The organism is Bartonella florencae, assembly GCF_000312525.1.
GTDB lineage: Bacteria > Pseudomonadota > Alphaproteobacteria > Rhizobiales > Rhizobiaceae > Bartonella > Bartonella florencae.
Window position 1 is genome coordinate 578,385 of the sequence record NZ_HE997451.1, and the last position, 14,975, is coordinate 593,359.

Below are 14,975 nucleotides of genomic sequence, written 5' to 3' on the forward strand. Positions count from 1 at the left end.
ATGCTAATATTATAATTTCATTTGTAACTCATAAAAGGGAAAATTTTTATGGCTCTCTTTCATCTAACACGTTGGTACAAAAACATTATAGCTTTCCTCTTCCTTTTATTTGCCACCATAAACACTGCAAATGCAAAACTCCGGCCGGTAGAACAAAGCGGCCCCCATTATTCCCTGCAAGAAATTATCGATTCTGGTCATATTTTTTTTGGAAAGACGACCAGTGGTGTAGCATCAGCAATCCAAAATATCTTCTCACGATATGGTTATCCAAATGCCTATATTTTAGGGGAAGAAGCTTCTGGCGCCTTTTTTGCTGGATTAACCTATGGCGAAGGAACACTTTTCACAAAGGTCTACGGCCAACATAAGGTTTTTTGGCAAGGTCCTTCTGTAGGATGGGACTTTGGTGGCCAAGGTTCTCGTCTCATGATTTTAGTTTACGATCTTAATAATATAAATAATTTATGGGGACGCTATGCTGGTCTTTCAGGTTCGGCCTATTTAATTGCAGGTGTTGGTTTTCATGTCCTAAGACGCCACAATGTCCTGCTTATTCCGATACGCACCGGTATTGGCGCACGACTTGGCATCAATGTGGGATATTTAAAATTAACACCCAAACCGACATGGAATCCATTTTAATTGGAGTTGAAAGGGGGATTTATGCTTATCCAATCATTGCTTTTTTTTATTCTTGGAGTAGCTTTTGTTTCTTGGTTACTGGTGCTTTTTGCCCCTTTTATTTGGCGTAGAGCTGTTTATTTTGCGCATAAGGGTGTTTCTGCACAAATTCCCTTATCACTCACTGAAATACAAGCAAACTATGATTTTCTTTGTGCACAACACGCTGTAGAACTTGCACAGAACGAACAAAAATATGAATCTTTGCAAAAAAAATACGCACAACAGAAAATACAACTGAGTCAAGCAACAGAACAACTTTATCGCTTATATCTCTCCCCGCAAAACGCAGCCACTTCGCCCAAAGAAGCTATTGCAACCAAACAGAGTCTTGTGGCAACAAACACTTTCATCAGAGAAATTAAAACTATGCGTGAAAAAATTGCACATTATCAGCAACGTTTACAAAAAATTCCAACCAATGATCTAAACTCCTTGGAAAATCAACAACTCTTAGATGAACTGCGTGAAGAAACAAAGGAATTAGCAGCAACATTAGCTGCTCAAATAGCACTACAAGAAGGAGACACATCCCCTATCAACGCATTGGTCAAAAATTCCAAAAACAAAAACGATTTAGCTTCACGTATTTGCCAAAAAATCACCTCTACAAAAAAAGCACCCCTTACCTAAGTGTTTTTTAAAGTGATTGAAAAGAACATCCATATTGTTAAAAGCCAACTGTATCTCCTACAATACAAATTTTGTTGCTATTATATTGATATAAGAGGATTTCTTAACAGTATAGCTACTAACTTTGGCTTTATCTTTTTATTACAAGCCCCAAATCTCTCCCAGAGATCAGAAAATTAAACCCATTCATAGCTTTGAAGATAAAAATCTCTTATTTTCTCGATAATCATGTCCTGCTCATTTTGTGTCAAATAAGGATGCATTGGCAAACTTAAAACATGATCACCTAAAGACCGCGAGACAGAAAGAGAACCTTTTACATAAGGAAAATGTTCATAAGCAGGCTGTTGATGCAATGGAGTTTTGTAATAAATCATTGTAGGAATAGAATTTTTCTGTAAATAGTCTTTTAATTTGTCACGATCTTTCACTTTAAGCGTATATTGTGCATAAGCACAACGAACATTCTCTCCCACTTCTGGAACTGCGACAACATCTCGTAAATGGTTGGAATAATATTGAGCAATCTTCACCCGTTTTTCCATCTCTTCTTCAAAGATAACAAGCTTTTCTAACAAAATTGCAGCTTGAATAGTATCTAAACGTGAATTCATACCAATACGCACATTATCATATTGCGTTTCGCCTTTACCATGAAAGAGGATTGAACGTAAAAGTTCTGCCAAATGATCATCATTGGTCATCATAGCGCCTCCATCACCATAACAACCTAATGGTTTTGCAGGATAAAAACTTGTCGCAGCCACATCGCCAAAAGCGCCGCACATAGTATTACCGCTTCTTCCCCCCATCGATTGAGCTGCATCTTCAATAACAAAAAGATTTTCCTTTGCCGCCACATGAGCAATTTTTGCGTAATCAGCAGGAAGTCCAAACAAATCAACAGCAATAATTGCCTTTGGTTTAAGGCGTCCCTCTTGTTTAATCATTTCGATTGCTTCACAAAGTTTTTCAACATCGATATTGAATGTATCAGGCAAAACATCTACAAAAACAGGTTCCGCTCCCACCAAAGCGACAACTTCAGCAGTTGCAGAAAACGTGAAGCTAGGACAAAAGACAGCATCCCCTAGACCAATATTTTTTGCCATGAGAGGCATCTTCAAAGCGTCCGTTCCATTAGCACAAGCAACCACATGCTTAACGCCAAGATATTCTGCTAAGCGCTCTTCAAATTCTGTTACTTTTGGTCCCAAAATATACTGACCACTCGCGACCACATGCGCAATTGCAGAATTAATTTTGTCTTCAATACGCGCACGCTGCGCCCCAAGGTCAATGAATTGCATACTAACTCCATTGGTCATCACAATAATGTAAAAGTGCTTCCTATCTCTTTTATTTTTGATAATCGAGATGAGCAGCAGTTAAAATCCGTAAAACAGCAACCGCATCATCACCACTTGTACGAGGTAATTGACGTGTTTTAATACAATGAAAGAAATGCTGTAATTCACAAGTAAGCGGCAAATCCTCACACACATCAATGTAATCTGGCGCATCAGTACTAAAAGCCCACCGTTGTTTCTTCTTCCAAACAGCAAAACGGTGCACCGCCAATTTACGGTTCCATGGCTCCATATCATCAAAAACCAGCATAGCTTTTGTTCCAACAACCGTTAAACGCCTTTCACGATAAGGACATAAGCGCGAAGTAAAAAGATGGCTACGAATACCATTGGGAAAAGTCATATGAATATGGGCAAAATCAGAACACTGATCAATGACAGCAGCCCCATCACCCCGAATCTCAGAAGGTTCACATCCTGTCAAAGCCAAAATCATTGAGAGATCATGAGGCGCGAGATCCCATAAAGCATCGCTTTGTGTATGAAATTTTCCAAAACCTAACCGATGAGAATAAATATAGCGCACCTCCCCCAATTCTCCCTGTTCCACCAATTCGCACATTTTTTCAAAAGCAGGATGAAAGCGTAAAATATGCCCTACCATTAAAATCCGTTCACATTGGCGAGCAACTTGCACTTGCTGTTCAGCATCCGCAACATTCAAAGCGATTGGTTTTTCAACCAATACATCTTTACCATTTTTGACGGCACGCAAAACATTTTCTGTATGAAATTGTGGAGGCAAAGCCACCACTAGCGCATCAATATCATTACGCGTAAAAAGATCATCAAGCGTAATAACATCAACGCTGTACATATTTGCAAAACTTACAGCACGAGAACTATCAATATCAGAAACTGCTGCTAAAGCCCCGAGACTTTGAAGTGTTCGTATATGATTCTCACCCCAATGACCGCATCCTAAAACCGCTACACGTGGCACCATTTTTATGCCTTACCCCATCTCATCATATGAAAATTATATTTTCTTATACTTCATATCGAGGATAAAATAGAATGACAAGCAAAAAGCTTAAAAACGATGCTTGACATCTTACTATTCTACCTCTTATATCCGCAGAAGGTGAGATAAATCGCAATCTTATTTATCAAATTCGGCGGAGTAGCTCAGTAGGTTAGAGCAGAGGAATCATAATCCTTGTGTCGGGGGTTCAAATCCCTCCTCCGCTACCGTCTTTCTCAAAGTTCTGCCATATTTTTCAAGATAATTGTAACTTGTCGGCAGGTTTTATATATTTTAACATTAAGTTTTATATTAATTCCTTTCAAAGGATGCACCAAGCTCTTTTTAAAAAACCTCAAAGCCTTCTCTCATTTTTGCTTTCAAAGACTCGTTTGATACATAGTTTACCCAATCAAAAATGTAGATAAGAACAATGAGTCATCACAGATTCCACCTTAATCACATCTTTTCTCACCCAGTATAAAACATAAAGTCAAACTACACACAAAAAATTATTCTTTATTGACTTTAAAACGATAGAAGCTCTTCCCTTTTTAGAAAATATACAACTTTTAAAATACTGCTCTTTTCTATTTCTTTAAGCATAAACCAAATATTGATATCAAAGTATATCTTGCTATCAATAAAAATATCATCACTTTATAATATTTCACTAAAAATGAAAAACTTATTTTTAAATTATAATAAAAATACATTATTTGCTAAATTAAATATTGCGTATTTAACTATAAATTCAACTTTAATTTTGACAAAAAAAGCAAAATAAACTATCAAATTTATGCATTATTAAAATCAATATATATATATTCTATTCTTCTTTTGAAGACTGCGGGGAAGTGAATATTAGGGGCATTAAAAGGAGAGTATTCGTGTATAAAAAATCCCTTCTGTCATCTATGGCAACAGCAGCAATTATACTGTTTAATGTTCAATTGAGTGCACATGCTAAGTCTCTTAAAGTTTTTGATGGAAAAACCGTAACAATACATGGAAATACCTATGATGCACTTCATGCAAAAAATGGCAGTAAAATCATCGGTAAGCATTTAACAGTAACACACTCAAACGATGCATACGCTATAATAGCTGAAGGCTCTAACACTGCAATTGAATTGCTGGATGGCACAACAATTAAAGGAACTGCTTCTGACATTTTATTTGGTCTTGAAGCAAAAGAGGGTGCTACACTGAAAATGATCGGGGGGACTGTTACAGTTTCTCGCATAGGCGCTAACTTCTCGAACAGCAAGAGTGATAAAAACGAGCTAAGAAATGTGAAAATATCAAGCAGTAAAAATAAAAAAACTCTTATTACAGGAATAGCTACTGACAAAGAAAGTAACGTCACTTTAGAAAATGTAACCGTTACACAAGCAAAACACGGCATAGTTGCATATAATCAATCTCAAATAATGATCTCTGGAGGATCATTTGAGGGAAAAGACGTAGGGATATATGCTGAAAACGGCAGCAAAATTACTTTAATCAACAGTAAAGAAAGCGCTCCCCAAATTACATCATCATCAAATGGCAAAGGAATCTATGCAAATGGTTTACATTCTACCATCACAATGACGGGGGGAAAAGTATCCGGAGAAGAAGCATTACTTGCAGAAAACGGTGGATACATTAAGGTCACGGATGTTTCTCTAACAACAAATGGCCATGGGGTCGGTGCAGCAGCCGTTATCTCTGATAGTATGATTGAATTGTATGGAAACACAACGATTAAAAATACTGAAGTTGGGCTTATAGCAATTAATGGTGGCAGAATTAAAATGGTTGGAGGAACCATTATGGCTTCCGCAACTGGCGTTGGCTTTGTGAATAGTAAAAGCGATGAAAATAAGCTGGAAAATGTAACAATATCGACCGGTAAAGAGAAAAATTCAGGCAAAGGGATATTTCTAGAAAAAGAAAGTAGGATTACTTTAAAAAATGTAAAAGTGACTCAAACAGGCAACAGCATAATTGCAAATAATCATTCTAAGATAACAGTCTCTGGAGGATCATTTGATTCAAGCTATGCAACAATATGTGCTCAAAATGGCAGTAGCATCATCTTAACCGATAATGCTCAAATTACATCCCATGATGAAGGAGGCCTCTATGCAGAAGGTGCTGGATCCAAGATCACAATGACAACAGGAAGCGTGACAGGAAAATCTACGGCCTTAGAAGCAGACAGAGGTGGCCATATTACGGTCACAAATGTTACTCTAAAAGCAACGAATGATGGCAGCGGTGTAGCTGCTGGTGCAGCTGCCTCTGGCTCTAACAGTGTGATTGAATTGCTTGGAAATACAACAATTAGTAATGTTAAAATCGGAATTGATGCGCAAAACGATAGCACAATCAAAATGATCGGAGGAACCATTAAGAGTTCCGAAGCTGGCGTTCACCTTTTAAAAAATAAGAGCAATAACAAACTGAAAGATGTAACAATACTAAATAGTAAGGACAATGCACTACTAATCAATGGAATAATTGCAAGAAGAAGTAAGATTACTTTAGAAGATGTAACGGTTAAGCAAACAAACAATAGCATAGTTTCAAATAATGATTCTCAAATAACCGTTTCTGGAGGATCATTTAGCGCAAAAGGTGCAGCAATATATGCCCTAAAAGGCAGCACTATTACTTTAACTGACAATGCTCAAATTACATCATCTGATAACAGTGGGCTCTATGCAAAAGACTCAAAATCCACCATCACCATGATAGGAGGAACAGTCATTGCGAAAAAAGATGCATTTGTTGTAAGTAATAATGGACATATTGATGTGAGAGATGTTTCTGCAACAGCAGAAAACAGGGGGATAGCTTTTGAAAAATCTAACAACAATAAAACAGCAGAAGTTAATTTGACCAATACAAAACTTCGTATCAAAAATGGTACTGGAATGAATGCAAATGAATCAACTGGTAAAGTGAATCTCAGAAATTCAGAAATCCATGCTGATGTTTTATTGATAACCAAAGCTTCAGCTAAAAAAAATAATTCTGCCTTTACACTCAATGCCGATCATTCTGTTTTAAAGGGTAGAGTAGACTTTGAAAAAAATTTCAAAACAGTTTTTGATCTGCAAAACAATACAAAATGGACATTGAAAACCAGTACACAAGAAAAAGATGCTGATGGCAAGCTGCTCGATATTGCTCAAAGAGCACGTTCTGATGTTTCTGTTCTTAATCTCAATAACAGCTCTATTGTTTTTGCAGAACCAATAGAAGGACATTACCACACATTGCATATAGGTTCTGGAAAACCAGTTACCAAAGCGGTCTATAATGCAACAGGCAATGCACAGATTTCTTTCAATACTTTGTGGAATGATAGCAAGCCAATAACAGAGCAAAAAACCGATCGTCTTCTGATTCATGGTGATGTTTCAGGCACTACATTGGTTTATGTCACTGGACATTTAAAAAAGAACAATATTGAAGCAAATACTTCTACTCCTAGCAATATGCACGATTTTTCACTGATTCAAGTTTTTGGAAAAGCAAATCTGAACTCTTTTAAACTGGCAAATGGCTATATCACAATAAATGGTTCACCTTATAAATATATACTGAAAGCTTATGAAACAATGTCAAACCATAGTAAAAACAATGGTAAACAAAATCTTTCAGGAGAAAATAAAAAGTTTTGGGATTTTCGCTTACAGCCAGTACTTCTTGATAATAACTCAAAAGTAAAAACTGTCGTGCCATAAATACAAAGTATTTGGTTATGCCAAATGCTCTCTTTTATAGTGGATTGACCGATATGTCTGAGCAAAGCGCATTGTTAGCTAATCTCAGAACATCTGTGTTGAGAAAACAACAAGGAAAACAGAACAGCTTCTTCTTATACACCTATGGAAGCACAGGAACATTATCATCTGCGCGGGGACCTCTTAAATATGGGTATGGAGCTGATCTTCGCTACGCTGCTCTTCAAGGAGGTGTCAACTTCACCGCGATAGAAGGACACAATACCACAACACATTTCGGTCTTGTAGGAACCTACGGACAGCTCTCTTTCACTCCAAAGGATATGAAAGACGCAGCCAAGAGCACCATTGATAAGTGGTCACTCACAGCCTATGGCACCCTACAACATGACAATGGTTTCTATCTTGATACACTGTTATCCTATGGCATCCTAAAAGGAGAAATCGCCAATGCTCTCATTGGCAAAACCGCAAAATTGAAAAATGCCAAGATATTCACAATCTCCACAACTGTTGGCAAACAATTTGCCACCGGAATGGAAGGCATAATATTCGAACCTCAAGCACAATTTGCCTATCAACATTTGATGTTTGATACAATTTCAGATGCCGATCACTTTACCATTGACATGTAAAATCCTCATCAATGGATGATCCGTATTGGCGGACGTTTGACCAAAACCATTGCCACTGAAAACAATCATCCTATGTCTTTCTATGGAAAAGTCAACTTGATCAAAACTTTTGGTGATGATGGGAGCATTCATATTGGAAGAGATTTTGACCTTAATCCTATGGGACCTGCAATTGAAGGCGGTGTTGGCATCAATGCACAATTGTCCACGAACCTCTCCCTTCATGGTGATGTCAGTTATCAACAAAAACTTCAGAAAACGGGGATAAGTGGTGCAAGTTTTTCAGGCGGGCTACGCTATCAGTTTTGAGGCAAAACTTTAACAACAGATGTATTGTTATTCTGTATACTTCATTAAAAAAGGCAGCACAACGTGTTGCCTTTTTGGCTTATGATAAGCCTGTTTTTTTAAGCGCTTTTAAAAATAGAAAACAACAAAATATTTGAAAACTCTCATTGACCATTGAAATTTTTTTTACAAAAAATTCTTCTTTTATAAAAAATAAAGCTGAGCATATTTTCAATGAATAATGCCTAAAACTGTAAAAAGAGAACAACTAACAATAAGACACATTGTAAAATAGTGAAAATCTTTTCCAGAAAATACTGCCATTATTCTCTTCTGTTATTTTAATGCTCAAAATCCCAAAACAAAAATCCTGAACATAAAATGATAAGCAAAAAACAGTAGAATAATATCAGACAAAGAATGCATGCTATAAGTCAGTTATATATTTCACAACAGAAGTTCTTATAGGATTTTAAATATTATAACTTTAAAACTGCTCAGTAAATTCATAGTAAAAAATCCTATTGTCTCACTCCCCTTTTACCAATATCGCCAAATATTTCCAGAAGTTTCAAAACAAAAAATTGTGTTTTTTCTTTTGGAAAATGGATCACACCCTTTGTTCTCTATGGACAATAGGCTCAATACTGGCTTCAAAAAACTCCCTTGTATAGTCATGTTGTGCATGTAAATTACGCAGCTCATCATTGCTAAGCTCTTCAAGAATAATCCCTTTATGCATAATTCCCACCCGTTCACAGATATGAGCAACAACAGCAAGATCGTGCGAAACCATCAAATAGGTAAGCTTTTTTTCTTCTCGCAAAGATTTTAACAAATTTAAAATTTCCGCCTGGACTGACACATCCAATGCCGATGTTGGTTCATCAAGCAGCAAAACCTCTGGCTCAATAATTAAAGCACGTGCAAGAGCAATACGCTGGCGTTGCCCTCCAGATAACTCATGGGGATAACGATAAAGAAATGAAGAATTTAAGCCAACGGAATCTAAAGCATCCTCTACCCTTTCTTTTTGATTATCCATTCCATGGATTTTGAGAGATTCAGAAAGAACAGTATGGACCATTTTTCTTGGATGAAGGGATGCATAAGGATCTTGAAAAACCATTTGAATACGGCGTAGAAAATTCTTATCTCTTTTTTTTGCGACCTCTTCTCCATCAAAAATAAAACGCCCACTATAATCTGGAATAAGCCCAACCAGTGTATTCAAAATAGTCGATTTTCCACATCCTGATTCACCAATCAAACCGTAAGCTTCACCACGCTTAATATGAAAGTTGACATTTTTAACAACCGTTACTGCCTTGTGCCTATGCCCAAACGTTACAGATAAATTAGAAACATCAATAATATTCTCACAATTTGCCATGAGGAACCTCCTCAACACCATTAACAATCGTAGGATTATGCAACCAATCAGGATCGCGTTCAGGAACTGCCAAAACATCAACAGGATTATCAAGCCGTGGCAAACTCGCTAACAGAGCTTTAGTATAAGGATGACACGCGCGCGATAAATCAGATGCAGGCAATTCTTCTAACACACGACCTGCATACATAACCAAAACACGATCACAAAAATCAGCAATCATATTTAAATCATGACTAATGAAAATCAGTCCGGTTCCAGATTTGGTAACAAGCTCATCCAACACTGATAAAACCTGACGTCTTACTGTGATATCAAGTGCAGAAGTTGGTTCGTCAGCAATAATTAAATCAGGTTTTGGAATAAGCATCATCGCAATCATCACACGCTGTCCCATACCACCTGATATTTCATGAGGAAAGAGGCGCATCACATGCTCTGGATCACGAATATGAACAGATTCCAACATAGAAATTGTCCGCTCCCGTGCATCAGCTTTTGAAACACGGTAATGGATACGATAAGCTTCCATAATCTGTTCCCCAATCCGTATGAGTGGATTAAGTGAATATTTAGGATCCTGTAAAATCATTGAAATACGTTTACCTCGAATAGTTCGCATTTGAGGTTCACTTGCATGCAATAAATCGATATTATCAAAGCGCATTTTTTTAGCTTTAACAATAGCCACTTTGGGGCTCAATTTGAGTATTGCGCGCCCAGTCATCGATTTTCCAGAGCCAGATTCGCCAACAATTCCAATTTTTTCGTTTCCCACAGAAAAGCTAACACCGCGGACAACTTCTGCAATGCCATGCCTTGTAGGAAAAGCAATACGTAAATCTTCTATCTCTAATAATTTTTTATCCATTGCGCGGATCCAATATATCACGAAGCCCATCACCTAAAAGATTAAAGGCAAGACTTGCTAGCAATATTGCACAACCTGGTATCGCTGCTAACCACCAATTTGTCATCATAAATTCACGACCGGATGAAAGCATTGCCCCCCATTCAGGACTTGGGAGTTGAGCTCCCAAACCTAAAAAACCAAGACCAGCAGCCGTTAAAATAATTCCAGACATATCTAATGTTAACCGTACGACCACTGAAGGAATACACATAGGTGCAACATGAAACAAAATAATCCGCAAAGAAGATGCCCCTTGTAAACGAACGGCAGAGACATAATCAGATGAACGTATTGTCAAAGTTTCAGCACGTGCTAAACGTGCTATTGGTGGCCATGCTGCAATTGAAATAGCAATCGATGCATTTTCAATACCTGGTCCCAAAGCCGCTGAAAAAGCAAGAGCTAAAATCAACGCTGGAAAAGCGAGAAAAATATCAACAATACGCATAAGAGCAGTATCAACCCATCCCCCTATATATCCAGAGACAGTGCCAACAATGAGTCCTATTGGTCCTACAATAATTGTTGTGAGAAAAACAACATAAAGTGTAATACGCGCACCAAAAATGATACGACTAAAAATATCACGTCCCAATTCATCTGTCCCGAAATAATGCGCCAGAGAGGGTGGCTGCAATCGATGCGCAAGATTATTGCTAACAAAATCATCGGTAGCAATCCAAGGAGCAAAAATTGCACATAAGACAATAAGAAAAATAATAATCAGACCGAGTACAGCTGAAAAATTACCCGAAAACTTGATCAATGCATGATAAATTCTCTGTACGCTTGCCTGAAATGCTGACCTTGGAACAGCTGCATTTAACCAACGCCCCAAAGAAAATGACGACTGCGATTTATGATGATGAATTGTTGTCATATTCAACGTGTCCTTGAATCAAAGATTCGATAAAGAAAATCAGAAAATAAATTAATAGCGACAAAAATAAACCCCACCAGCAGTGTACATCCAACAACTGCATTCATATCTCCGGCTAAAAGAGCATTCGTCAAATAATGTCCAAAGCCAGGCCAAGCAAAAACAGTTTCTGTTAACACAGCGCCTTCTAACAAGAAAGCATAAGAAAGCGCAACAACAGTAATAATCTGAACAGCAGCATTTCGAAAGGCATGCCCCCAAACAGTTCTTGCCCACGACAATCCTTTGACACGTGCCGTAATGATATATTCCTGATTGAGTTGATCAATCATAAATCCACGAGTCATACGACTAATATAAGCCATAGCGCCAAAAGCTAGGATTAAAGCAGGCATAATAATATGACCAAAGACATTTCTAAAAGCTTCCCACTGTCCCTGACGAATAGTATCCCAAAGAAAAAATCCTGTTTTGGGCTCAAAAGAATATTCATAAAGAAAATCAAGTCGTCCTGGGCCACCAACCCAGCTAAGTTTAGCATAAAATACTAATAACGCCATGAGTCCAAGCCAAAATGTTGGAGTAGAATAACTCACAAGTGTAAAAACACGAACAAAGTAATCAATAAATGAATCGCGATACATTGCCGCAAAAACACCAAATGGAATCCCAAGGCTCGTGCCAATCACAATAGCAACGGTAGCAAGCTCTAACGTAGCAGGAAATACGCGTCTAATATCTTCCAAGACAGGACGCCCAGACGTTAAAGCATCTCCAAAGTCAAACAAAAATACATTACGAAGGTAGTTCCAATACTGGACAATCAATGGCTTATCAAGACCCAACCTATGAAACATTGCATCATAAGCCTCCTGACTGATATTATCACCAAGAATAGCAAGAACGGGATCTAAAGGGAGAAGATGACCAATAAAAAAAGTAATCGTCACCAAACCAAGCAGCGTGAAAAAAACTGAAATAAGCAACTTTAACACCTTGAAAAAAAAGTCCCATACGAACATTTTTTTCTGCTTCTGTGAGACCGCTCTTTCAGCGTCTGAAAATGGCAAAACCATTATAATGTCCCCCTCCATAGCTACCAAACATAAAGCTAACACCTTTTTATAGAATTAAGAAAATACTAATCAAGCACGTTCTCTAAACTTTCTCAACAAAATGCCTGTTTTTATTTTTCAGTATCGTTGTAGTAAAGTCTAAAACTATTCCAAACCCATTTTTTTACTGCAGGTCCTATACCAACAGTATAATATGTCTGAAATAAGTAAACCATAGGACCATGTTCAAGCACATAATTCTGTAAAGTACGATACTGCAAAAGACGCTTATTTTGATCTTTTTCAAACAAAGCATTCATCACCATTTTATTGATATTTTCATCATAATATCCAGCGCGCCAAGCCAGATACATATTATGCTTTTTTGTAAATGTTGGATCAGGATTAAAAACATGATTTAATGAAGCAGGGTGCCCGTCAGGATCAGCACTCCCCCACCCCATAAGTGCAGTATCATAATTTCCACCACGTACACGGCTCAACAATTGATTTTGTGCCATTTTTTCAATGGTAAGTTCAACACCAATTTTACGCGCATTAGCTTGAATAGACTGTGCAACAGAAGACATATAACTAAGGCTACCCACTAAAAGATTAGCCTTAAAACCGTTAGGATAACCAGCCTCACTCATCAACTGTTGTGCTTTTTTCAAATCCAATTTAAAGGGCAATCCTTCTTTTTCATCCAAAGCGCCAGGAACACCTAAAGACATATAAGTTGCACGCGGAATTCCAATGCCCTTTAAAACAGTTTCACCAAGACCTTTGTAATCAACCAAATAACGAAGCGCCAAACGCACTTTTTCGTCAGCAAAAATTCTATTCTTATTGTTCAGCGATAGATAAACGATCTGCGGACGCAAAACACGGCTAATTTTGACCGGTCCTCCCTGTTTTTCAATATCTAAAACATCCTCTGAAGAGAGATCACGGGCTATATCCACATCACCTTTTTCTAAAAGAAATCTCTGACTTGCTGAATCTGCAACATGCTGCACAACAATTCGCTTAATTTTAGGGATATCTCCCCAATAATTTTGGGTTGCCTCTAATATGACCTTCTCTCCAGGAGACCAGCGTGCCAATTTATAAGGCCCAACACAAGCCGAATGCGTTGCTAAATATTTATTGCCCATATCACCATCAATGCTCTTTGCTTCAATTGTTTGCCTATCAAGCAAAGCAGAAGCATAGGATTGTCCAATAACAGTCAATATAAGTTGGATAGGATAGGGTTTATCTAATTTGAGTTGTAAAGTTTTATCATCAAGAGCTTGGATATTTGTTTCGACATTATTTTTGGTAAACCCGTAATCCATTAAAGATTGAGCATAGCTCAATCCCAACTTAATAATCCGTTGCATCGACCATGCCAGATCTTGTGCCGTCGCCGCCCTTCCTTCATCAAACTTTAAATCATCGCGAAGATGAAAAACAATTCTTTTACCATTATCTAAAACATCCCAAGATCGTGCCATAGCCGGACGAATTTTTGTGGGATCATGCTTATCATATTGCACAAGTGCACTACAAATATTCGTCAACAATTCACTCGTGACAACCTCAACCGTTTGAGCAGGATCAAAACTACTAATGGAATCAATATTCCAACCCATCACAAGCGTATCGGCAGGTGTTTTTGCTGAAACTTGTTGCGCAAACATCCCCAGTGCAAAAACAGCAGAAACAAAAGAAGTACTGCTTTCCAATATTTTTCTTTTTATATTCATAGCCTTTTCCTTTTAAAATTTATTTGTATCAATTCATTATTCTGAAACAATACGGCCTATTTATAACACCCAAAGATTGCATAAACGCGTATTCATCATCTATACAAAGGCATTTACTTTTAAAGTCACTCGCTTAATCTCAACGAAAATAGAGCAACATGCCACATAACTCCCACCAACCAGCATTCCACCTGCATCCCAATACTTCTTCACACTTCCATGAAGCGATAGGCATTCCCCACATCGATTGACCAAACTATAAGCCTTGTTGAACAATCATAACGCGAAAATTCACGGGTTCACCATTCTCTTCCTTATAAACTACATTTAAAAGGACAATAACAATGTGCAAACTTTTAAAACAATCTCCCACCAAGATACTGAGTTTCAAGAAACATCTTTACCACACCATCAAAACCGCAATGAACAAGCAGAAAAACGCAAGAAAATATATTTTCTGAAACTTTTCTGCTCATAAAAAATCATTTAATCTTTTGAAAGTTAAGCAAAAAATCTTTCTTGTTATCAACAACACCAAACAAATCGGCAGGGGTAAAATTGTCATGAAAAATACCAGCCCCTCTAAATTTTACCTTTCTAAAAATACTTTTACCAATAAAAGAATACACAATAAAATGCACTTTCATTGGCAAAACAAAATTCATCATA

General features: G+C 37.4%; 9 protein-coding genes, 1 tRNA gene and 2 pseudogenes. 4 read left to right on the top strand and 8 right to left on the bottom strand.

Annotated features, from left to right (window positions below; translation table 11 throughout):
• Window positions 1–48: 48 nt before the first annotated feature.
• Both BN202_RS02595 and BN202_RS02600 read left to right on the top strand, forming a co-directional pair.
• Window positions 49–645, top strand: a complete 597-nt coding sequence (locus tag BN202_RS02595) for a DUF1134 domain-containing protein (protein ID WP_019218968.1) — start codon at window positions 49–51, stop codon at window positions 643–645.
• A 21-nt stretch (window positions 646–666) separates the two neighbouring features.
• Complete coding sequence (locus BN202_RS02600) at window positions 667–1,317, top strand: coiled-coil domain-containing protein (RefSeq protein ID WP_019218969.1); 651 nt, start codon at window positions 667–669, stop codon at window positions 1,315–1,317.
• A gap of 176 nt (window positions 1,318–1,493) precedes the next feature.
• Here the strand turns inward: BN202_RS02600 and BN202_RS02605 are convergent, their stop codons facing one another.
• Together BN202_RS02605 and BN202_RS02610 are read right to left on the bottom strand one after the other, a co-directional pair.
• A complete protein-coding gene (locus BN202_RS02605; RefSeq protein WP_019218970.1) occupies window positions 1,494–2,627 on the bottom strand; it encodes a DegT/DnrJ/EryC1/StrS family aminotransferase in 1,134 nt (377 codons plus the stop codon).
• Between the two features lie 49 nt (window positions 2,628–2,676).
• Window positions 2,677–3,633: a Gfo/Idh/MocA family protein gene (locus BN202_RS02610; RefSeq protein WP_019218971.1), complete on the bottom strand. Its 957-nt coding sequence runs from the start codon at window positions 3,631–3,633 to the stop codon at window positions 2,677–2,679.
• 171 nt (window positions 3,634–3,804) lie between these two features.
• Between BN202_RS02610 and BN202_RS02615 the strand changes: the two genes are divergently transcribed.
• Window positions 3,805–3,878: transfer RNA gene (locus BN202_RS02615), tRNA-Met, on the top strand.
• Window positions 3,879–4,568: 690 nt separating this feature from the next.
• Window positions 4,569–8,335, top strand: a pseudogene (locus BN202_RS02620) (autotransporter outer membrane beta-barrel domain-containing protein).
• 589 nt (window positions 8,336–8,924) lie between these two features.
• Here the strand turns inward: BN202_RS02620 and BN202_RS02625 are convergent.
• The 6 genes and pseudogenes from BN202_RS02625 to BN202_RS02650 form a co-directional block, all read right to left on the bottom strand.
• Window positions 8,925–9,707, bottom strand: coding sequence for an ABC transporter ATP-binding protein (locus tag BN202_RS02625; RefSeq protein WP_019218973.1), 783 nt, complete (start codon window positions 9,705–9,707; stop codon window positions 8,925–8,927).
• Window positions 9,694–10,491 (bottom strand): annotated as a pseudogene (locus BN202_RS02630) (ABC transporter ATP-binding protein); the annotation flags it as partial. The gene BN202_RS02625 and the pseudogene BN202_RS02630, both read right to left, overlap by 14 nt.
• 79 nt (window positions 10,492–10,570) lie before the next feature.
• Window positions 10,571–11,500 (bottom strand): ABC transporter permease, encoded by a 930-nt coding sequence (locus BN202_RS02635; protein ID WP_019218975.1) that lies wholly within the window; start codon window positions 11,498–11,500, stop codon window positions 10,571–10,573.
• A 2-nt stretch (window positions 11,501–11,502) separates the two neighbouring features.
• Window positions 11,503–12,576 (bottom strand): ABC transporter permease, encoded by a 1,074-nt coding sequence (locus BN202_RS02640; RefSeq protein WP_019218976.1) that lies wholly within the window; start codon window positions 12,574–12,576, stop codon window positions 11,503–11,505.
• Between the two features lie 110 nt (window positions 12,577–12,686).
• Window positions 12,687–14,240: an ABC transporter substrate-binding protein gene (locus tag BN202_RS02645; RefSeq protein WP_244426400.1), complete on the bottom strand. Its 1,554-nt coding sequence runs from the start codon at window positions 14,238–14,240 to the stop codon at window positions 12,687–12,689.
• A gap of 548 nt (window positions 14,241–14,788) precedes the next feature.
• Entirely contained in the window at window positions 14,789–14,974 is a 186-nt protein-coding gene (locus BN202_RS02650) for a hypothetical protein (RefSeq protein WP_019218979.1), read from the bottom strand.
• Between the last annotated feature and the right edge of the window lies 1 nt (window position 14,975).